This window comes from Nannocystis pusilla (assembly GCF_026626665.1).
GTDB lineage: Bacteria > Myxococcota_A > Polyangia > Nannocystales > Nannocystaceae > Nannocystis > Nannocystis pusilla.
In genome coordinates, this window is record NZ_JAPNKE010000002.1 from 9,847,642 (window position 1) to 9,867,146 (window position 19,505).

18 protein-coding genes and 1 pseudogene are annotated in these 19,505 nt (G+C 71.1%); 10 read left to right on the forward strand and 9 right to left on the reverse strand.

The window, feature by feature from the left end; all coding sequences use genetic code 11:
• Positions 1–30: 30 nt before the first annotated feature.
• Genes OV079_RS43620 through moaD form a run of 3 tightly spaced genes read right to left on the reverse strand, consistent with a single transcriptional unit; the run spans position 31 to position 4,669 of the window.
• On the reverse strand, positions 31–3,024 hold the full coding sequence (locus OV079_RS43620; RefSeq protein ID WP_267775699.1) for a spermine/spermidine synthase domain-containing protein: 2,994 nt from the start codon (positions 3,022–3,024) through the stop codon (positions 31–33).
• Between the two features lie 55 nt (positions 3,025–3,079).
• Complete coding sequence (locus tag OV079_RS43625; protein ID WP_267775701.1) at positions 3,080–3,961, reverse strand: hypothetical protein; 882 nt, start codon at positions 3,959–3,961, stop codon at positions 3,080–3,082.
• Positions 3,962–3,982: 21 nt separating this feature from the next.
• On the reverse strand, positions 3,983–4,669 hold the full coding sequence (gene moaD, locus OV079_RS43630; protein WP_267775703.1) for a molybdopterin converting factor subunit 1: 687 nt from the start codon (positions 4,667–4,669) through the stop codon (positions 3,983–3,985).
• Positions 4,670–4,938: 269 nt separating this feature from the next.
• Between moaD and OV079_RS43635 the strand changes: the two genes are divergently transcribed.
• Positions 4,939–5,856 (forward strand): SprT-like domain-containing protein, encoded by a 918-nt coding sequence (locus OV079_RS43635; RefSeq protein WP_267775704.1) that lies wholly within the window; start codon positions 4,939–4,941, stop codon positions 5,854–5,856.
• 120 nt (positions 5,857–5,976) lie between these two features.
• Positions 5,977–8,274, forward strand: a complete 2,298-nt coding sequence (locus OV079_RS43640; RefSeq protein WP_267775705.1) for an NADP-dependent malic enzyme — start codon at positions 5,977–5,979, stop codon at positions 8,272–8,274.
• A 161-nt stretch (positions 8,275–8,435) separates the two neighbouring features.
• Here OV079_RS43640 and OV079_RS59610 read toward each other — a convergent pair whose 3' ends face one another.
• Together OV079_RS59610 and OV079_RS59615 are read right to left on the reverse strand one after the other, a co-directional pair.
• Positions 8,436–8,768: a peptide deformylase gene (locus OV079_RS59610; protein ID WP_267778787.1), complete on the reverse strand. Its 333-nt coding sequence runs from the start codon at positions 8,766–8,768 to the stop codon at positions 8,436–8,438.
• Positions 8,769–8,872: 104 nt separating this feature from the next.
• A pseudogene (locus OV079_RS59615) lies at positions 8,873–9,085 on the reverse strand (peptide deformylase); the annotation flags it as partial.
• Here OV079_RS59615 and OV079_RS43655 point away from each other — a divergent pair.
• Both OV079_RS43655 and OV079_RS43660 read left to right on the forward strand, forming a co-directional pair.
• The gene (locus OV079_RS43655) at positions 9,084–9,491 is read left to right on the forward strand and encodes a (2Fe-2S) ferredoxin domain-containing protein (protein ID WP_267775706.1); all 408 of its coding nucleotides are present in this window, start codon (positions 9,084–9,086) and stop codon (positions 9,489–9,491) included. The pseudogene OV079_RS59615 and the gene OV079_RS43655 overlap by 2 nt on opposite strands.
• Positions 9,488–10,573: an Mrp/NBP35 family ATP-binding protein gene (locus tag OV079_RS43660; RefSeq protein ID WP_267775708.1), complete on the forward strand. Its 1,086-nt coding sequence runs from the start codon at positions 9,488–9,490 to the stop codon at positions 10,571–10,573. The genes OV079_RS43655 and OV079_RS43660 overlap by 4 nt, the downstream gene beginning before the upstream one ends.
• A 366-nt stretch (positions 10,574–10,939) precedes the next feature.
• Here the strand turns inward: OV079_RS43660 and OV079_RS43665 are convergent, their stop codons facing one another.
• From OV079_RS43665 to OV079_RS43680, 4 genes are all read right to left on the reverse strand, one after another.
• On the reverse strand, positions 10,940–11,656 hold the full coding sequence (locus OV079_RS43665) for an LON peptidase substrate-binding domain-containing protein (protein ID WP_267775710.1): 717 nt from the start codon (positions 11,654–11,656) through the stop codon (positions 10,940–10,942).
• Between the two features lie 91 nt (positions 11,657–11,747).
• Positions 11,748–12,434 carry a histidine phosphatase family protein gene (locus OV079_RS43670; RefSeq protein WP_267775711.1) on the reverse strand — a complete coding sequence of 229 codons (687 nt, stop codon included), beginning with the start codon at positions 12,432–12,434 and terminating at the stop codon, positions 11,748–11,750.
• On the reverse strand, positions 12,431–13,018 hold the full coding sequence (gene folE, locus OV079_RS43675) for a GTP cyclohydrolase I (protein ID WP_267775712.1): 588 nt from the start codon (positions 13,016–13,018) through the stop codon (positions 12,431–12,433). The genes OV079_RS43670 and folE overlap by 4 nt, the downstream gene beginning before the upstream one ends.
• 43 nt (positions 13,019–13,061) lie before the next feature.
• A complete protein-coding gene (locus OV079_RS43680; RefSeq protein ID WP_338089006.1) occupies positions 13,062–13,643 on the reverse strand; it encodes a MerR family transcriptional regulator in 582 nt (193 codons plus the stop codon).
• Between OV079_RS43680 and OV079_RS43685 the strand changes: the two genes are divergently transcribed.
• The 6 genes from OV079_RS43685 to OV079_RS43710 all read left to right on the forward strand — a co-directional run bounded on the left by OV079_RS43685 (position 13,642) and on the right by OV079_RS43710 (position 19,409).
• Positions 13,642–14,415 carry an SDR family oxidoreductase gene (locus OV079_RS43685; RefSeq protein WP_267775714.1) on the forward strand — a complete coding sequence of 258 codons (774 nt, stop codon included), beginning with the start codon at positions 13,642–13,644 and terminating at the stop codon, positions 14,413–14,415. The genes OV079_RS43680 and OV079_RS43685 overlap by 2 nt on opposite strands.
• Positions 14,416–14,588: 173 nt before the next feature.
• On the forward strand, positions 14,589–14,795 hold the full coding sequence (gene rpsU / locus OV079_RS43690; protein ID WP_346660392.1) for a 30S ribosomal protein S21: 207 nt from the start codon (positions 14,589–14,591) through the stop codon (positions 14,793–14,795).
• Between the two features lie 580 nt (positions 14,796–15,375).
• Positions 15,376–16,029 (forward strand): endonuclease/exonuclease/phosphatase family protein, encoded by a 654-nt coding sequence (locus OV079_RS43695; protein ID WP_267775715.1) that lies wholly within the window; start codon positions 15,376–15,378, stop codon positions 16,027–16,029.
• Positions 16,030–16,055: 26 nt separating this feature from the next.
• Positions 16,056–16,340: a hypothetical protein gene (locus OV079_RS43700; RefSeq protein WP_267775717.1), complete on the forward strand. Its 285-nt coding sequence runs from the start codon at positions 16,056–16,058 to the stop codon at positions 16,338–16,340.
• 425 nt (positions 16,341–16,765) lie between these two features.
• Positions 16,766–17,998: a hypothetical protein gene (locus OV079_RS43705; RefSeq protein ID WP_267775719.1), complete on the forward strand. Its 1,233-nt coding sequence runs from the start codon at positions 16,766–16,768 to the stop codon at positions 17,996–17,998.
• A 106-nt stretch (positions 17,999–18,104) separates the two neighbouring features.
• On the forward strand, positions 18,105–19,409 hold the full coding sequence (locus OV079_RS43710) for a cellulase family glycosylhydrolase (protein WP_267775720.1): 1,305 nt from the start codon (positions 18,105–18,107) through the stop codon (positions 19,407–19,409).
• Positions 19,410–19,505: the final 96 nt, after the last annotated feature.

Here is a 19,505-nt window from a genome sequence, read left to right on the forward strand (position 1 = left end):
GTGAGATGTCCCTGGAGACAGGTGCCGCGTTCACCGGCTGGCGTAGGCCTTCAAGGCCTCGTAGGCCAGGCGTTCACCGCGGAGCTCGGCGTCGGCGACTCCCTCCATGTTGCTCGCGGCCCACTCGCGGCGGCCCGGCGCGTCGTCGGCGAGCTCGCGGGCGACCATCCCAGAGATCGCGCGCATGCCCTTGGTGAGCAGCTTGCTGCGCTGACCGTCGAGCTCGTCGAGGCGGGCGCGCAGGCGGGCGGGGTCGCGCGCCTGGAGGGCGTCGAGGGCGTCGAGGAAGGCGAGCACCTCGGGCGCGGCGTGGTGGTCGCGGGCGGTGTCCCGGACCTCCTTCCACCAGGCGACGTCGTCGAGCCGGATGTGCGGCACGAGGTTGATGTAGACGCCGTAGGTGGCCTCGACCCACGCGTTCCAGTCGTCGATGCCGGCGACGATCCGCCGCTGCTCGTCGATCCACTGGTTCATGGTGGTGAGGCTGATGTCCTCGGCGAAGCGCAAGGTGGGGTCGGCGTAGAAGCGCAGCAGCGCGACCGCGGTCTCGGCCTCCTCGAACACGTGCGGGTCGCGGCGGTCGCCGATGCCCCCGGCCGGGTAGGGCCGGCGCTCGACGCCGCCGAGCACCTCGAGCAGCGGCGCGGGGGTCCAGCGGATCCGGTGGAGGAAGCCGGCCGACTCCTTGAGGAAGCGGGCCTTCTCCGCGCCGGTGTCGAGCAGCGGCATGGCGTCGGAGTTGGCCGGGCGGCCGGTGAGGAACGGGTGCAGCATGCGGCGGTTGGCGACGATGAGGTTGTCGACCTGGCCGATGTCGTGGAGGCCGAGCAGCTGCAGCTCCGGCTTCATCGCCGCCCACGCGAACGGCTGCTCGCTGAGGCGCCCGAGCTCGCCGTCGGCCACCGAGAGGATGACCCAGTCGCTCGCGCCGACGCGGAGGATCTGGTAGTCGCTGAACTCCTGGTCGAGGGCGGCGAGGACGGTGAGCAGGAGCTCGTCGCTGAGCTCGTAGCCCTGCAGCCACTGGGCCAGGACCCCGCCCGGCTTCAGGTAGCGCTTGGCCTCGCGGTAGAACTCGACGGTGAACAGGCTCGAGACGCCGCTGACCCACGGGTTCGTCGGCTCCGAGACGATGATGTCGAACTGCCGCGCGGCGCCGGCGAAGTAGGCCTTGGCGTCGTCGAACCAGAAGTGATTGCGCGGGTCGTCGTAGGCGCGCGCGTTGGCCGGGTAGAAGTTGCGCGAGCCCGTCACCATCTCGCGCTCGATCTCGATGGTGTCGAGGCGCTGCAGCGTCGGCGAGCCGAGCAGCACGTGCGCGGTCACGCCGGAGCCGAAGCCGATCAGCGCCACGTCGGTCGCCTCGGGTCGGGCCATCAGCGGCAGGACGCCGACCAGCACCTGGTTGGGCTCGTCGCCGGCGAAGTCGGGGCCGAGCTCGGGGTCGCGGTCCTTGGGGTAGCGGTTCAGCACCACCGAGGCGTCGGGCTTGCCGTTGGTGTAGATGACGCGGTACTCGCGGTCGTCGGTGAGGCGGATGACCGAGACCGAGGCGGTGCGGCCGTCGACGTAGGACAGCAGCTCGAAGCCCTCGGGCAGGCGCGTGCGGCCGTTGCGGAACACCGTGGCCGACAGGACCATCGGGTCGATCTTGACGACGAACAGGCCGAACGCGAGGGTGAGCAGCGAGCTGCCGGCGGCGACCCGGCCAAAGCTGCGGATCTTGGCCGGGTTCTTGGCCCGGCGAGCGTCGCCGAACACGAGCGCGAGGCCGAGGGCGACGTCGACGGCGGCGCCGAGCACGATGACGCGCTGGAGGCCGATGATCGGCATGAGCACGAGGCCGGCGAGCACCGCCCCGGCGATCGCGCCGAAGGTGTTGAAGCCGTAGACGCGGCCGATGACGCCCTCGGGCTGGCCGCGGCGCAAGAGCACGTGGGTGATGAGCGGCAGGGTCATGCCGGCGCAGAAGGTCGCCGGGAACATGATGAGCAGGCACAGCGCGTAGCGCAGCACGTTGAACTGCAGCCACAGGGGCTCGGTGCGGGCGCCCTGCGAGTCGACCAGCAGCCAGCCGATCGCCTCGACCGCCCATTGATAGGCCGGCAAGGTCGCGATCGCGGCCACGCCCATGATCAGCTGGACGATGCCGAGCACCAGCTCGGGGCGCTTGAACCGGTCCATCCGCTTGCGCACCCACAGGCCGCCGATCGCCAGGCCGAACACGAACGCCGACAGCATGACCTCGAACGAGTGGGTCGCGCTGCCGATGATCATCGACAGCAGGCGGATCCACCCGATCTCGTACATGAACGAGGACAGACCGGTCCCGAAGGCCACGAGCAGCAGCAGCTTGACGAGGTCGTCGGTGCCGGCCGACGCCGCGGTGTCCTCGACGATCGGGGCGTGCTCGCGGCGGTGGGCGAAGGCGATCGCGGCGATGACGATGTTGAGCCCGGCGGCGCAGGCGAGGGTGCCGGGCAGGCCGAAGTTGGCGACCAGGACGAAGCCCGACAGCAGGGCGCCGATCGCCGCGCCGATGCTGTTGGTGAAGTAGAGGAAGCTGAGGATCTCGCCCGAGCGCTCGGGGTCGCGGCGGAGGATGCCGGCGCTCATCAGCGGGAAGGTCATGCCCAGCAGCACGCACGGCGGGAGGATGAGCAGGCCGGCGACGCTCCACTTGATCGCCTCGACGGCGAAGCCGCCACCGAGCCCGGGGAACACGTGGTCGTAGCACACGCGCATCGCCAGCTCGCTGAGCCACGGGAACGCCAGCGCGTACAGGCCGATGCCGCCCTCGATCAGGCCGTACGCGCGCACGGGACGGCGCACGCCCGCGAGCTTGCGCGAGGCGAGCAGCGAGCCGAGCGCCATGCCACCCATGAACAGGCTGAGGACGAGGACCTGGGCGGTGGCGGCGCTGCCGACGAACTGCTTGATGTAGCGCGACCAGATCGACTCGTAGATGAGGCCGCTGATGCCTGACAGGAAGAAGAGGAGGAAGAGCGGGGCGTAGCGGGCCATGGGCCGGGCGAGAGTAACCCAGCGGGCGGGCGCCGTGTTCGCCCGCGCGCGGGACTCACGGGCACTTGTCGGCGTACTCGAAGTAACCCTTCTGCCAGTCGCCGTCGTCGTAGCTGCCGTCGCCGTTGGGGTCGCAGTAGCCGCCGGGCGCGGTCGGAGGACAGGCCGGGGTGTTCGGCGGCCAGTGGCACACGTTGTTGAAGTTCGGGTCGCCGTCCTTGCACGCGCACGGGGTGCACTGCGCCTCGCAGTCGGCCTTGCACGAGCCGCAGGTCTCGGCGCCGTTGCAGGTGCCGTCGCCGCACTGAGGCGGGCAGGCGCCGCAGTCCTGCGGGCAGCTTTCACAAGAGTCGAGGCCGACATCGCAGGTGCCGTCGCCGCACGCGGGCGGGCAGGCGTCGCAGTCGGCGGGGCAGGTCGTGCAGTTCTCGTCGGGGCCGCAGGTGCCGTCGTTGCAACCGGCCGGGCAGTCACCGCAGTCGGCGGCGCAGCTCAAGCAGTCCTCGCGCCCGGGCGTGCAGGTGTCGTCGCCGCAGGACACTCCGCACGGGCCGCAGTCGCCGGCGCAGTTGAAGCAGTTCTCGAGCTGCATGTCGCAGGTGCCGTTGCCGCAGTACGGCGCGCACTCGCAGTCGCTCGCGCACGCGAGGCAGTCCTCGGCGCCGACGCACATGCCGTCGCCGCACACCGCCTCGCAGCCGCCGCAGTCTTCCGGGCACGTCTCGCAGTACTCGCCGCCGTCGCAGGTGCCGTCGCCGCAGGCGCCGCCGCCGGTGGTGGGCGCCGTGGTGCCGGTGCCGCTGGTCGTGGTGGCGTCGCTGGTCGCGGTGATCGTCGCGGTCGTCACCCCCGGCGCGCTGCCGAAGCCCGACGAGCTCTCACCCTCGGCACAGGCGGGGACGACGACGGCGAGGAGCAAGGCGAGGCGGGCGCGCATGCCCCCCACGGTAGAGGATCGTCAGGGCCCCTGCACGACCCATGCGTGGCCGTCGGTGGCGACCTCGCGCTTCCAGATCGGCACGTCCTGCTTGAGCCGCTCGATGGCCGCGCGACAGGCCGCGAACGCCTCGGCGCGGTGCGGCGCGGAGGCGGCCACGATCACCGCGCTGTCGCCGATCTGCAGCACCCCGAGGCGGTGGTGGATCGCCACCCTCACCCCGGGGGTCTCGGCCTCCACCGCGGCGCCGATCTGCTGCATCACCCGCAGCGCCATCGGCTCGTAGGCCTCGTACTCGAGGCGCGCGATGTCGTGGCCGCGGCTCCTGTCGCGCACGTTGCCGACGAAGATGTCGATGCCGCCCGCGCCGGCGTGCGCGACCGCGGCGACGACGTCGGCCAGCGCGAGCGGGCGGTCCTTGATCAATTGATAGGCGGCCAATGGATAGGCGGCGGGCCCGTCGTGGCCGCCGCTGACCGGCGGGATGACGGCGACCTCGCTGCCCTCGGCGATCACGTGGTCGGCGGCGACGAACTCGTGGTCGACGGCGACGCGACAGACCGAGAGGCTGGCCGAAAGATCAGGTTGTTCGCGGGCGAGGGTGGCGAGCAGGTCGCGGACGCGCGCCCCGGCGGGCAGCTCGAGGTCGACGCTGTCGCGGCGGAGGCGCTCGCGGAGGCCCGCGAAGAGCAGGACGCGCAGGTGCATGCGCGGGGAGTGTACTGCCCCGCGGCGGGGCGCCTTCCAGATCGCGCAGGACAGATCAATTCGCGCCGCGACCGGCGAGGCGGGCCCGTTACCCCACGAATTCGACGCCGTTGCGTAGGCGGATATCCTACATCCGAGCTCGTTGATCCCATCGAGATCACCGCGAACTCGTAACCTCGACACCGATGCCTATGATGCCGCTCGCCCCGAGAGACTCGACCGCATCCGACCTGCGTGGTCGCCAGGCGCCCGCAGGGCGCTCCGCCGCGATGAAGTCCAACCGCTCCGCCACCGCCCCCGCGCTCCGCCTCGTCGACGCCGAGACCCCGGCGGAGGCTGACGCCCCCGAGCCGAGCTCGCGCGGCGCCCGGGACGCCGAGGCCCTGCTGGAGGACGATGTCGACGTCGACCTCGATGTCGGCGGCGAGTTCGGCGACGACCTCGAGGAGGCGCTGACTGCGGCGGCGGAGCGCGCGGCGGTCGGCGAGCTCGACCCGGCGACCGAGGACGCGCTGCGCCAGTGGCTGCAGCGGCGGCTGTCCGCCTACCTGAAGGCGGGCCATCGGGCGCGCATCATCTTCACCGACAACGTCCACACCATGCTGTCGGTCAAGCGCGGGCAGGGCGTCTACACCTTGCGCATGCACCGGATGTTCGCGGCGGCTCCGCCCGCGGTGCTGCGGGCGGTCGCCCGCTACGCGCAGTCGCAGGACCGCGACGCCGGCGCGCTGCTCCGCCGCTACATCGACGGCAACGAGCACCTCATCCGCGACGCCGAGAAGCCGCGCACGCAGCAGCTCGACACCCAGGGCGCGCACTTCAACCTGCAGGAGCTGTTCGACGACCTCAACGCCCGCTACTTCGGCGGGACCATCGAGGCCAAGATCACCTGGGGTCCGCGGACCCGCCGCAAGCCCGGGCGCGAGTCGATCAAGCTCGGCAGCTACTCGATCGAGGAGCGGCTCATCCGCGTGCATCCGGTGCTCGACGCCGCCGACGTCCCGCGCTTCTTCGTCGAGTGGATCATCTACCATGAGATGCTTCACGAGGTGCACGACATGCCCATCGTCGACGGCCGCCGGGTCTATCACACGCCCGAGTTCCGCCGCGCAGAGGCGCTCTTCGACCGCTACGCCGAGGCGGTGCTGTGGGAGCGGACGCAGGTGCACAAGCTGCTCGACCGCTAGCGAGCGCCAGCCTCGACCGTCGCGCGTAGGTGCCTGCGCGCGCCCGTGAACCGGCCTGCGCGCCGACGTGCGCGCGAGGAACGTGACGACCCGGGGCGCTGCGAGTATCTTGCAGGCCCTATGTCGAACCCCCGTTCCAACCGCGGCAAGGACGCCCTCGAGTTCCACGCGAAGGGCCGCCCCGGCAAGATCCAGGTCGTCCCGACCAAGCCGCTCACGACCCAGCGCGACCTGTCGCTCGCGTACTCGCCGGGGGTCGCCGAGCCGTGCATGGAGATCTTCAAGGACCCCGCCGAGGTCTACAAGTACACGGCGCGCGGCAACCTGGTGGCGGTCATCTCCGACGGCACCGCGGTGCTCGGTCTCGGCGACATCGGGCCGCTGGCGAGCAAGCCGGTGATGGAGGGCAAGGGCGTCCTCTTCAAGAAGTTCGCCGACATCGACGTGTTCGACCTCGAGGTCAAGGCGACGAGCCCCGACCAGTTCATCGAGTGCGTCGCGGCGTTAGAGCCGACCTTCGGCGGCATCAACCTCGAGGACATCAAGGCGCCCGAGTGCTTCTACATCGAGGAGAAGCTCAAGCAGCGCATGAACATCCCGGTGTTCCACGACGACCAGCACGGCACCGCGATCATCAGCGGCGCGGCGCTGCTCAACGCCGTGGTGATCCAGAAGAAGTCGCTCGCCGAGCTCAAGGTGGTCGTCAGCGGCGCCGGGGCGTCGGCGATCGCGTGCGCCAAGTTCTACGTCAGCCTCGGGGTCAAGCTCGAGAACGTCGTCATGTGCGACTCGAAGGGCGTGCTGTCGCACAAGCGCAAGCTCGAGGCCGGCGACCCCAAGCTCGAGTGGGTGCGCGAGACCGAGGCGGTGACCCTGGCCGACGCGCTGGTCGGCGCCGACCTGCTGCTCGGGCTGTCGCGCGCCGGCCTGGTGACGCCGGAGATGCTGCTGACGATGGCGCCGCGGCCGATCATCTTCGCGCTCGCCAACCCCGACCCGGAGATCGACTACCCGACGGCCAAGGCGACCCGCCCCGACGCGATCGTCGCCACCGGGCGCAGCGACTACAACAACCAGGTCAACAACGTGCTCGGCTTCCCGTTCATCTTCCGCGGGGCGCTCGACGTGCGGGCGACGCAGATCAACGAGACGATGAAGGTGGCGGCCGCGCACGCGCTGGCCGAGCTGGCGCGCAAGGACGTGCCGCAGGTCGTCAGCGCCGCCTACGGCGAGGAGTTCCACTTCGGGCCCGAGTACATCATCCCCAAGCCGTTCGACCCGCGCGTGCTCCACTGGGTGGCGCCGGCGGTGGCGAAGGCGGCGATGGACACCGGGGTGGCGCAGATCCAGCTCGAGCTCGACGCTTACGTCGAGCGCCTGCAGGGCCTGCTCGGCGGCTCGACGGCGGTGATGCGCAAGTTCGTGCGGATGGCCGCCAGCGCGCCGAAGAAGATCGTGTTCCCCGAGGGCGACGACCCGCGGATCCTCAAGGCCTGCTCGATCATCACCGAGGAGAAGATCGCCCGCCCGATCCTTCTGGGCGACCCGCAGCAGATCAAGCAGATCATCCGCGACCAGGACATCGACCTGCTCGACGGGACCTACGAGATCGTCGACCCGCGCGAGGACGCGGACGCGGCCGCCTACGCCGAGCTGCTGCACCGCCGCCGCGAGCGCAAGGGCGTCACCGCCGAGCTGGCGCGCCTGCTGATGCGCGAGCGCAACCACTTCGGGATGATGATGGTCGCCGAGCGCCGCGTCGACGGCATCGTCACGGGCCTCAACTTCTCGTACTCCGACACCATCCGCCCGGCCCTGCAGATCATCGGCATCCGCTCCGGGGCGCGGAAGATCTGCGGCATGTACCTCATGCTGCACAAGGGCGGCATGCTGTTCTTCGGCGACACCACCGTGAACCTCGACTTCGACGCGACCACGCTGGCCGACGTCGCCGAGATGACGGCCGACGCGGCCGGCACGTTCGGCGTCACCCCGCGGGTGGCGATGCTCAGCTTCTCCAACTTCGGCTCGGTCCGCGACCCCCGCTCGACGATGGTCGCCGACGCGACGGCGCTGCTCCGCCGCCGCCGCCCCGACCTCGAGGTCGAGGGCGAGATGCAGGCCAACGTGGCCGTCGACTACGCGCTGATGCAGAGCATCTTCCCGTCGACGCAGCTGACCGGCCCGGCCAACGTGCTCATCTTCCCCAACCTCGAGGCCGGCAACGTCGCCTACAAGCTCATGCGCGAGCTCGGCGGGGTCCCGTCGGTCGGCCCGGTGCTGCTCGGCATGGCCCGCCCGGTGACGGTGCTCGAGCGCGACTGCTCGGTCGACAACATCGTCCACATGACGGCGCTGACGGTCGTCGCGGCCCAGAAGGAAGAGGCCGACGCCGGCGCCTCGCCCGCGCTGGTGTGAGCGCAGGCGGAGCCGGGCTCGAGAGCATGGGCCGCGCGGGAGACCGAGCGGCCGCCACGAAGGCCGGGCCGACGCAGGGCCCGGCGGACCCAAAAGCGTGGGCCGCTCGGGGGACCGAGCGGCCGCGACGGAGTCGACAGGCCGGCGAGTCCGGCGGGGACTCAGACGAGCTCGGGCAGGCTGGGCGTGGCGGCGGCGGGCTTCTCGCCGTCGTGCTCGGCGTGCCAGCGCTTCATCTTGCGCTTGATGACCTCTTTTTTGATCGTGCCGACGAGGTCGATCATCAGCTTGCCGGTGAGGTGGTCGTGCTCGTGCTGGAGGGCGCGGCCGAGGAGGCCGTCGCCGTCGACCTCGACGGTGTTGCCCTCGAGGTCGCGGGCGCGGACCTTGGCCCAGCGCGGCCGCTTGATCTCGACGTACACGCCGGGGAAGCTGAGGCAGCCCTCTTCGGCGACCGCGAGGCCCTTGCCGGACTCGACCAGCTCGGGGTTGATGAAGACGAGCGGGGGCTGTTGTCGTCGCCGCCGGCGGGGACCTTGCCGTCGAGGACGAAGATCCGCTCGAGCCGCCCGACCTGGATCGCGGCGATACCGGCGGCGTTGAGCGAGTACATCGTGTCGATCAGGTCGCGGACGAGCTGACGGATGTCGTCGGTGATCTCGCCGACGTCGAACGTCGCTTCGCGCAGCCGCGGGTCGGGATACTTGACGATGTCGAGGACTGCCATAACCTGTGCGTTGGCTCCGCCGACATTGTAAGCCGGCGCGCCGGCCGAGCAAAGTCCTCGTGCTACAGGTGAGCGCCGCGCCATGAAGCAGCCTTCGCTCGTGTTCGTCTGCCAGAACCTGCGCGACCCTGACGCGATTCAGGGCAGCTGCATGCGTCGTGGCAGCAAAGACGTGCTCGAACGGCTCAAGCAGTTGCGCGTCGAGCTCGGTCTCAAGACGCAGCTGCGCGTGATGGGTTGCACGTGCCTCGGTCCGTGTGAGTCAGGGGTCACCGTGCTGGTCGTCGACGACAAGGGCGGCGCGACCTACTACGGGCGCATGGACGTGGCGACGGCGGACGCGCTCATGCACGAGCATGTGCTCGCCGGCGAGCCGGGCGAGGCGCTGCGGCGCCACCGCCTGCCCAAGGACAACCTGCTCAACCTGTCCGCGCTCGCGGGGCATGAGGATCCCGACGCACAGGCGGCGGAGGAGAAGAAGGCATCATGAGCGTCACCGTGGAGCAAGTGCTGGCCGCGCTGTCGGGCGTGAAGGACCCGGCGACCGGCCGCGAGATCGTTGCCGACCAGGTCTCGGACGTCCGCGTCGACGCTGCGGGCGAGGCTACGTTCAGGATCGACCTGATCTCGCCGGGCTTCCCGCTGCGCGACGCCCTCGAGGCGTCGGTGCGCGCGGCGCTCGCCGCTCGCAACCTCCGCGGCACGATCGAGTGGGGCCTGAAGGTGCCGCAGAAGCCGGCGCGCCAGGACCTGAACCGCCTGCCGACGGTGAAGAACATCCTCGCGGTCGCGGCCGGCAAGGGCGGCGTCGGCAAGAGCACCGTCAGCGTCAACGTGGCGATGGCGCTGCACCGCTTCGGCGCCAAGGTGGCGCTGCTCGACGCCGACATCTACGGGCCCAGCGTGCCCAAGATGCTCGGCACCCCCGAGCGCGAGACGTCGACCACGCTCGCCGGCGACCGCATCAGCCCCGCGCTGTACCGCGGGATCCCGGTGATGAGCGTCGCCTTCTTCGTCGAGCCCGGCAACGCCGTGGTCTGGCGCGGGCCGATGATCCACAAGCTGCTCAAGCAGTTCCTCGAGGACGTCGACTGGGGCGACATCGACTACCTGATCGTCGACCTGCCCCCGGGGACAGGTGACGCCCAGCTCTCGCTCGCGCAGCTGATCCCGATCACCGGCTCGATCATGGTCACCACGCCGCAGGAGGTCGCGCTCATCGACGTCCGCCGCGCGGTCAACATGTTCGATAAACTCGAGGTCCCGGTCGTCGGGGTGGTCGAGAACATGAGCTACTACGTGTGCCCGTCCTGCGGCCACCACGACGCGATCTTCGCCAGCGGCGGCGGCGCGGCGCTGGCCCGCGAGCTCGGCGTCGAGCTGCTCGGCCAGGTGCCCATCGACAACAAGGTGTCCTACGGCGGCGAGTCCGGGGTGCCGGTGGTCGAGGGCGCACCCGCCAGCGAGCAGGCCAAGGCCCTGTCCGACGTGGCCGCTCGCGCCGCCCTGGCGCTCAGCAAGCTCAGCGCGACCGGGCCCAAGCGCAGCAGCCTGCTGCGCACGGTGACCTGAAGCCGCGTCGCTCCTCCGGGGACTCGAGCGGCCGCGGCCCGAGCGAGCCGCTCGCTGCGCGGCTCCGAAGACGCGGGCTGCGGAGTGTGCGAACCTGGCCGCGGGAGCGTGGGCGCAGCCGAAGCGGGGTCTTCTCGGTCACCCGCCCTGCGACATGCCCTGCCGAGAGAGAGAGCGCCGCGACCCGTCAGTGGTCTGGCAGGCGACGGCTCTGGCCGGAGAGGTCTCGGCCGACCGCTCGGCGAGGTCGACCCTGGCCACGCGTGACGCGGCGCGAGCGCTGCAGGAGCAGATGACCGTTCGCACATGCCGCATGGAACATGTCGCAGCGGACATGCCGCCGGGGACATGTCCGATCGAGCAGCCCTAGTTGAGCAGGATCGAGGCCTCGGTGACCTCGCCGAGGCGGCGGAGCAGCGTGGCGGTGCGGTCGACGAGGAAGCCGAGGCGGTCCTCGGGGGTGTCGGCGGCCAGGCTCTGCTGTTGCAGGTCCACGAGCTCGCGGCGGGCGGCGGCGGACGCGACGTCGTGGCCGCCCATGAGCTCGAGGCTGGGGAGGAAGGCGGTGAGCGCGTAGAGCAGGATCCGCGGGTCCGGCAGCGCGAGCAGCGAGCCGAGCGCGTCGCCGTCGTCGCCGGACAGCCGGGCGAGCCGCTCGATCTGCGAGCGCAGCAGCAGCAGCGTCGACTTGTCGAACACGGGCGGCTCGGGCAGCGCCGCGGCCTCGACCTGGCGGAAGAGGTTGGTCATCGGCAGCTCGCGCACCAGCTGGACCCGGCCGAGGCCCTCCAGGCGGATCAGTCGCCGGCCGTCGGGCATCCGCAGGTGAAACACCAGCTTGCCGAGCCCGAACACTGGTTCGAAGGCGGGGCGGCGGTCTGCCGTCCGTTCGCCGCGCGGCCGCAGCAGCGGCACGCCGATGTGCTGGCCTTCATTCAGCGCGTGGTCGACGAGCTGCAGGTAGCGCGGCTCGAACACGTTGAGCGGCAGCACCATGCCGGGCAGGAGGACGACGTTCGGCAGCGGGAAGATCGGCAGCGCCGCCAGAACTTCGGGCAGCGGTGTGGACCTGGCCGTGAGCATGGGCGACGCTGCTTTATACCCCGCGTGCTGCCGGCCGCCACCAGTCCGCGGGCCGACAGGCCGGCCCGGGCACAACCGCGCAGGTATGGCTCTAGCGATTCCGCTCGTTCGCTCTGAACGTCTCCGGCAGCCAGTTGACCAGGCCGATCCGTGTGCCCGCCCATGGGTCCGCCGCGCTCCAGCGGTCGGGGAAGTCGACGCGGCTGAGCGCGCCGTGGGCCTGCTCGAAGCGCGGATAACCGGCCGGCCCGAGGCCCGCGGCGCAGGCCAGGACGACGCGGTTGACGGTGTTGTGGGCGACGACCGCGATCGCCGGGGCCGGGCTGCGACGGGGCTCGTCCGGGCCGCGCAGGTGGCGAGCGACGAGCGTGGTGATGCAGGGGACGACCCGTTCGGCGAGGTCGCGGACGCTCTCCCCGCCGGCGAAGCGGTGCTCGAAGAGGTCGTCGTAGCCGATGCTGGCGAGCTCGGGCGCATGTGCGCGTCCGTCGCGGAAGGCCACGCGCTCGAGCACGCCGAGGTTCATCTCGCGGAGGGCCGGGAGGGCCAGCGGCGCAGGATGCTCAGGCCTGCCGGCGGCGATCCGCGCGGCGCCGATCGTGGCCCGCACGAGGTCGGAGCTGTAGATCGCCCGCAGCGGGACGTCGGCCAGCGCCCGGGCGACTGCCTCGGCCTGCCGGAGGCCGCGCGGCGACAGGCCGACGTCGGCGTGGCCGATGAACATGTCCGAATCGACAGGTTCGCCGTGGCGCGCGAGGTAGAGGCGGAGCCCGGTCACGCGAACAGCTGGGCCTGCAGGTCGGGCCGCCCGGACAGCTCGCCGCGCACCGAGCTGGTCACGACCTGGGCCTCGTGCTTGTTGTCCGGGATGCTGAGGCAGGTGTGGCGGCCTCGCATGACGCATCCGGCCCCGCGGGCGCCGAGGTGCTCCATGAGCGCGTCGACGACGTCGTTGCAGGCGCGCTCTTGCAGGGTGAGGCGGCGCGTGAAGCAGGCGACGAGATCGCCGAGGCGGCCGAAGCCCGCGAGCTTGGTGGCGGGGAGATAGGCGACGGTGGCGGTGCCCGTGTAGGGCAGTAAGTGATGGGGGCAGAGGCCGTGGAAGGGGAGGCCGCGCACCACGACGAGCGCCGATTCACCCTCGCCCTCGACGGGGTCGCCGAGGATCTTGGCCGGGTCCATTTCGAAGCCGGACAGGAACTCCTGCGACCACACGCGCGCGACCCGGCTCGGCGTGCTCGTGAAGTCCTTGTGCTGGCGGTCGAGCCCGCAGGCGTCGAGGAGCGACGCGATCGCCTGCTCGAGCGCCAACTGGCGGTCGCTCACCGCGGGCGGTGGCTCAGCGCGCTTGGGAGAGGACATGTCGCCCCGATATACCCCGGTCCGCGCGGCCGGGGCAGGGGCGCTAGCCTTCGCCGCGCCAGGTCAGACGGAACCCGCGCGGCAGCTCGGTCGGCTCCGGCAGCCGGGTGCAGCCGAGGCAGCAGGCCCGGTCCGGGGCCGCCTGGGTGCAGTCGCGGCACACCGCCAGCGCCTTACGAGTCCCCTCGAGGTCGCTGCGCAGTCGCGTGAGCACGTCGAGCTTGCGCTCGAGCTCGCCGAGGCGCGCGCCCAGGGTCCGCTCGAGCTGCAGGCAGGCGTCGCGGTCGCTGGCGGCGGCGCCCCGGACCGCCAGCAGCTCGGCGATCTCCTCCAGCGACCAGCCGGCCTCCCGCAGGGCGACGATGAAGTTGAGACGGTCGAGCTCGGTGGGCGAAAACGCGCGGTGGCCCCCGCGCGTCCGCGTGGCTCGCAGCAACCCCTCACGCTCGTAAAACCGCACCGTTCGCGGCGTGCAGCCGCTTCCGGCCAGCATATCCTTCAAACTGAGCGTCCGTTCCGTCCCCGACATACGGAAAACGTACGCGTGACCTATCGTAACAGTCAACATTACGAGAGGGTTTGTCGGTGGCGCCGGCGCGTGAGATCGGTAGGCTCTGCTCGCCATGGAGCACTCCGAGCAGGCGGCGCCGATCGCGCTGGTCACGGGCGGGGCCGTGCGAGTCGGGCGGGCGATCGTCACCCGGCTCGCCGAGGCGGGCTATCGCGTGTGGTTGCACTATCACCGTAGCGAGGCCGCGGCGGCCGAGCTGGCGGCGGCGCTGGGGGAGCGGTGCGTGGGCACGATCCAGGCCGATCTCGCAGCGGAGCCGGCGCGAGCGGCCCTGGCCGCGCGGGTGGTCGACCCGCAGGGACCGGCCGGGGGGCGGCTGGACCTGCTGGTCAACAGCGCGGCGAGCTTCGAGCGGGGCGAGTTCACGGGGCGCAGCGACGACGATCTGCGGCGCGTCCTCGAGGTGAACCTGGTGGCGCCGCTGTCGCTGGTGCGGGCGCTGGCCCCGGCGCTCGTCGCGGCGCGGGGGGCGGTGGTCAACATCCTCGACGTCGCGGGGATGCAGCCCTGGCGCGGCTATCTGGACCACTGCACCGCCAAGGCCGGGCTGCTGATGGCGACCCGGGCGCTGGCCGTCGAGCTGGCGCCGGCGGTGCGGGTCAACGGCGTCGCCCCCGGCACCGTCGCCTGGCCTGAAGAAGATCCGCGGTTCGCCGAGGGCTCGGAGATCCGCGCGCGGATTGTGCGCGCGATTCCGCTCCAGCGGATCGGCACGCCGGAAGACGTGGCCGAGACGGTGCTGTTCCTGGCCCGCAGCGCCTTCGTCAGCGGCCAGGTCATCGCCGTCGACGGCGGGCGGTCGGCCGCTGGCGGGGTCGCCGGGTGAACCCGCGGCCAGGCGGGCCGCTTGACCGGCGCCGCGGGATCTCCTATCCATTGCGGCCTTCAACCATGGCCCGCCAAACCGACGAAGAGTTCTCCGACTACAACCAGCGCCGCGAGCCGCTCCCGAACCCCGCCACCACCGTGAACGATCATCGGCCGGTGACGGGCCGCCCGCTGGAGGTCAAGGTCGACGAGCGCGGCGTCGAGCGGGCGATCCGCAAGCTCCGCCGCCTGATGGCCAGCGAGGGCGTGCTCCGCGAGATCAAGCGCCGCCGCCACTACGAGAAGCCGAGCGTCAAGATGAAGCGCAAGCTCCGTGAGGCCGAGCGCCGCCGGAAGCGTCGCCAGCGCAAGCGGCCGATGATGCGCGGCGAGGGCTAGCAGTCCTTCGGACAGGTCCCATGCGGCTGCGTCTGGTCGCCCCCCGGCGCGATGACGGTGTCCCGAGGGACATGTCCGAACATGCATGTACCGCCCCCGGCCTGATCGCCCTGCGCTGCGTGTTCGGCGTCGGCGATCCGCACGGGGGCGCGGTGTTCTGCCCGGTCTACACCGTGGCGTTGCCGGTCGGTCAGCCCGGGGCGCTCGACGACGACGACATCCACGAGTTCGCGGCCGCCGACCTGCTCGCCGATCTGCAGCGCCGGGCCACGCGCCGCGGCTGGTCGATGCGCGTCGAGGTCGAGGTCGAGCAGACCGCCGCCGACGCGGCCGGCTGCGACCTCTACGCCCAGGGCCCGGAGGAGGCGACGGCGCTGCAGCTGCTGGCGCAGGCGGACACGCCGGGCGGCGGCAGGCGCCTGACCTTGGGACAGGTCTCGCCCACGCGCCCGAGGCGGTGGTGCGGCTGGCCGGTCGGTACGTCGTGCAGCACGCCGCCGGCACGCCGACCGCGATCGTGCCGGCGCTGGCGTGTACCTTCGAGCTCGGCTTCACCGAGTACGAGTTCGAGGCCTGAGGCGTGGCGCGGCGACGCAGAGGGCCGCCGCGCTGGCTCGGCCTCGTGCTGGTGCTCGCGCTGGTGCTCGCGTGGACGCTGGCGGGCGAGAGCTTGCGACGCTGGTGGGGGCTGCCCGGAGAGGGCGCCGCGCCAGGCAAGTCCGCGAGCGGGCTGCGGGTCGCCACCTGGAACCTGCGCAACTTCCCGGCGGAGGGACAGGACCTCGCGCGCCTGGCTGTTCGCTTGCCGGAGCTCGCCGCCGACGTGATCGCGGTGCAGGAGATCCACGACGCTGCGCGGCTGAAGCAGGCGATGCCGGGCTGGGAGCTGGTGCTGTCGACGACCGGCGGGCGCAACGATCAGCGGCTCGGCTTCCTCTACGACCCGGCGGTGTTCGAGCTGATCGGCGCGCCGCGAGAGCACGAGCGGCTGACGATGGGCGGTCAAGTGCGACCGGGCCTTTCGGGCTACTTGCGCGCCCGCGGCGGAGGGCCCGACTTCCACGTGCTGGTGGTGCATCTGAAGGCGCGCGACGAGGGCTACGCGCTGCGACGCTCGCAGTGGGAGGTGTTGGCGGAGATCGTCGAGGAGATCGCGCGTGATGACGACGATGTCATCCTCCTCGGCGATTTCAACGCCACGGGACCGACCGGGGCCGGCCCGAAGAAGAGCTGACGGCCCTCGATGCGCGGCTCGGCGCCGTGGGTCTGCAGCGAGTGGTCAACGGCTCAGGCTGCTCGGCCTACTGGGATGGGGGCCGGCGCGACGCCTGGCATGTTCCCTCGCTTCTGGACCTGGTGTGGGTCCGCGGGTTCCTCGCCGCCGAGGTCGCGAAGGTACACGCGGAACCACTCCTACACTGCGCGCGTCATGCCTGCCAGTCGTTCCGCTCGACCCCGACCTATCCCGAGCGCGACTACGCCGATGTGAGCGACCACTGCCCGGTCATCGTCGACTTCGAGCGTGCGGCCGACGACGACCCCTGACATAGAAGTTGGGTCCGCGTCGGTTTCGCGCGCGGTCATTGCTGGCGCATCGCAAGGAGCATGGTAAACCCCGCCCGCCCGGCTGAAGATTTGCGCGGTCGCGCTGTCCAAGGGCACCATCGGCTTCCATGTCTGGTCCTGTCTTCGCGATCGAACCTTGCAAAGCTAACCTCCCTCCCCCGGGTGGTTGGCTTGCGGTTCGTGACGAGCCCGGCGCAGTGCCTTCGTTGCTGCGCCCGGGCTCGTTCCCTTAAAGGGCTTTGCAGGGTCATTCGGTCATGGGACCATCTCGACCGTCTGACGCGGCTGTGTCTGCATCCGCGCCCATGCGGCGAGAATTCCGTGGGAACTACCGACGAGTTCATCGCAGAGCTTGGTAAGGAGCAATGAAGATCATGATCACGAATCGAATGGGATCCTTTGGGTTGATCGCTGGCGGCCTCATCGCCGGTCTGTCGCTCACCGCCACGCAGGGCTGCGACGAGGTCGGTAACCTCGCAGAGCAGTGCGGGCTCACCTGCGACAGCGAGGCGTTCATCAACGGCAAGTTCAACGTCTCCGGCATCGCCGAGATCGACGCGTTCTTCAGCGCGACGCTCGATGTCTCCGGGGCGATCAACGCCACCGCCGCCGACATCCAGGCCGAGCTCGCGGGTCTCTACGCGCTCGTCGGGGTGGAAGCTGGCGGTGACTTCAAGGCCGCGCTGGATGCCAAGCTGTCGGCGTGGATTGACATCGACGCCGGCCTGCAGATCAAGGCCGAGCCGGCGCGCTGCGAGGCGTCGCTCGACGTGACCGCGAAGGCGGCCGCCGAGTGCGACGTGATGGCCAAGCCGGGCAGCGTCGAGGTCACCTGCTCGGGCGCGTGCGAGGTCGACGCCAGCGCGCAGGCCGACTGCCGCGCGGCGGGTGGCCTGACATGCAAGGGTCAGGCGCCGAAGTTCGAGTGCACCGGAACCTGCACGGGCGAGTGCCGTATCGAGGCCGGGGCCATGTGCGATGGCACCTGCCGCGGCGAGTGCAACGGCAACACCAACTTCGAGGGTCGTTGCGACACCGAATGCAAGGGTACCTGCGAGCTCAGCGCTGGCGGCACTTGCAACGGCCAGTGCACCGGCACCTGCGAGTACGACCCCGGTAGCGCCGACTGCGACGCGAGCGCCGAGGTCCGCTGCTCGGCGTCGGCCGAGGCGAACGTCCAGTGCAAGGGCGGCTGCGACGGCAAGGCGACCCCGCCGGAGGTCTCGGCCGAGTGCGAGGCGACCGTCGAGGCCAAGGCCGAGGCGAGCGTCCAGTGCTACCCGCCGTCGCTCGACGTCTCGTACAAGCTGACCGTCGATGCGGGTTCGGACGGCGACCTCCAGCTCAGGGCGTTCATCAGCTCCTTCAAGCTCCGCTACTCGGCGCTTCTGGCCGCCATCGCGCGCGCCGAGGGCCTGATCGACGTCAGCGCCAAGCTCGGCGACGCCGGCGTCGCCGCGGTCAACTCGGCCGCGGGCACCCTCAAGGCCTCGGGCGACCTCAAGGCCTCGATCGGCGCGGCTTGTGCGATCGGCCTCCTGCCGGACGCCGCCAAGCTGATCACGGACGCGGCGGGCAAGCTCGGCGGGCAGCTCCAGGCTGCTGGCTCGGTCACCGCTTCGATCGCGTCGAACTGATCTGCTGCACGTCAGCACGCGAGGGGCTGTCCGGCGTCGCCGGGCGGCCCCTCGGCCATTTGTGGGCTCGGTGCGTCGCGCGGCGGACGTCGTTATGGTGGTTGGGATGCATCGTCAGGTCCTGGTCCTCGGATTGCTCGGGCTCGCGTGTCAGCTGGACGACGGGTTCGAGACCACGTTCGCCAGCGACTTCGACACGACCTCGTCGATGACGACGACGACGACGTGGGGCACGACCTGGGACTCGACGACGACGTGGGGCACGACCACGCCGACGACCGGCGTGGGGACGAGCTCGAGCACCGGCACGACGAGTTCGACGAGCACCACGAGCGACCCCTCGACGAGCTCGAGCAGCGGGACCACCGGTGGGCAGGACGTGCCGCCCGGCAGCGCGATCCCCGTCGGCGACGGTGACTACTTCCTGCTCGGCGCCAACTATCCCTGGCTCAACTACGGCGGGGACTTCGGCGCCAACAACTGGGGCACCTACGGCGTGCACACCAAGCAGGCCGAGATCGGGGCGCACTTCGACGCGATGCAGGGGGACGGGCTGCGCGTCGCACGATGGTTCGTGTTCACCGACGGGCGCGCGGGGATCTCGTTCGCCGGCGACGGCACGCCGACCGGTCTCGGAGAACATGTTCTCACGGACATGCAGGAAGCCGTGGCGATCGCGCGGGCGCGCGGCATCTACCTCGTGCCGGTGCTGCTCGACTTCCACTGGATGTTCTGGTCGCAGCAGAACAACGGGGTGCAGACGGGCGGGCGCAGCGACACTTTGAAAGATCCGGCCAAGCGGGCGGCGCTGGTCGACGCGGCGATCGTGCCGCTGCTGCAGGCGTTCGCCGACGAGCCGGCGATCCTGGCGTGGGAGATCATGAACGAGCCGGAGTGGTCGATCTCCGACCTGCCGGCCGCGTCGCCCGACGGCGGCGCCGATGCCGTCCCGCTGGAGGACTTCTACGCGTTCGCGGCCGCGGTCGCCGACGCGGTGCATGCGAACACGTCCGCGTACGTGACGCTGGGGTCGGCGTCGCTCAAGTGGTACCGCGTGTGGACGCCCGAGTTCGCGGGGGCGCACGGGCTGCCGCCGCTGGGGCTCGACTTCTACCAGACGCACTACTACCCGTGGATGGACGGGCAGATGTGGAACGGCGACCCGGAGCTGGGCACGGTGCAGTTCTCGCCGACGGTGCAGACGTACGCCGACCTCGGGCTCGACCGGCCGATGGTGGTGGGCGAGTTCGTCGCCTCCGACCAGGCGGCCGCGCGGCTCGACGTCCTGCTGGCCAACGGCTACGCGGGCGCGTGGCCGTGGAGCGTGACGAGCGATTACTCCCTCGACGGCGCAGGGATGAAGATGTGGGCCGACGCCCACGCGGCGCTCGTCGGCTTGCCGCCGCTCTGACGCGGGGGCCGTCGCCCGGCGCACATGTACCCGCGTTCGCGCGGGGCGGGGCGTTCGCGGCGGAACCTCCCCGGGGCGAGGTTGTCTGAGGCCCCG

Coding starts and splice junctions, on each gene's coding strand:
- OV079_RS43620 (WP_267775699.1), bottom strand. CDS start 3,024: ATGGCCCGCTACGCCCCGCTCTTCCTCCTCTTCTTCCTGTCAGGCATC.
- OV079_RS43685 (WP_267775714.1), top strand. CDS start 13,642: ATGGAGCACTCCGAGCAGGCGGCGCCGATCGCGCTGGTCACGGGCGGG.
- OV079_RS43625 (WP_267775701.1), bottom strand. CDS start 3,961: ATGCGCGCCCGCCTCGCCTTGCTCCTCGCCGTCGTCGTCCCCGCCTGT.
- OV079_RS43680 (WP_338089006.1), bottom strand. CDS start 13,643: ATGGCGAGCAGAGCCTACCGATCTCACGCGCCGGCGCCACCGACAAAC.
- OV079_RS43635 (WP_267775704.1), top strand. CDS start 4,939: ATGAAGTCCAACCGCTCCGCCACCGCCCCCGCGCTCCGCCTCGTCGAC.
- OV079_RS43660 (WP_267775708.1), top strand. CDS start 9,488: ATGAGCGTCACCGTGGAGCAAGTGCTGGCCGCGCTGTCGGGCGTGAAG.
- OV079_RS43640 (WP_267775705.1), top strand. CDS start 5,977: ATGTCGAACCCCCGTTCCAACCGCGGCAAGGACGCCCTCGAGTTCCAC.
- folE (WP_267775712.1), bottom strand. CDS start 13,018: ATGTCCTCTCCCAAGCGCGCTGAGCCACCGCCCGCGGTGAGCGACCGC.
- OV079_RS43710 (WP_267775720.1), top strand. CDS start 18,105: ATGCATCGTCAGGTCCTGGTCCTCGGATTGCTCGGGCTCGCGTGTCAG.
- moaD (WP_267775703.1), bottom strand. CDS start 4,669: ATGCACCTGCGCGTCCTGCTCTTCGCGGGCCTCCGCGAGCGCCTCCGC.
- OV079_RS43655 (WP_267775706.1), top strand. CDS start 9,084: ATGAAGCAGCCTTCGCTCGTGTTCGTCTGCCAGAACCTGCGCGACCCT.
- OV079_RS43665 (WP_267775710.1), bottom strand. CDS start 11,656: ATGCTCACGGCCAGGTCCACACCGCTGCCCGAAGTTCTGGCGGCGCTG.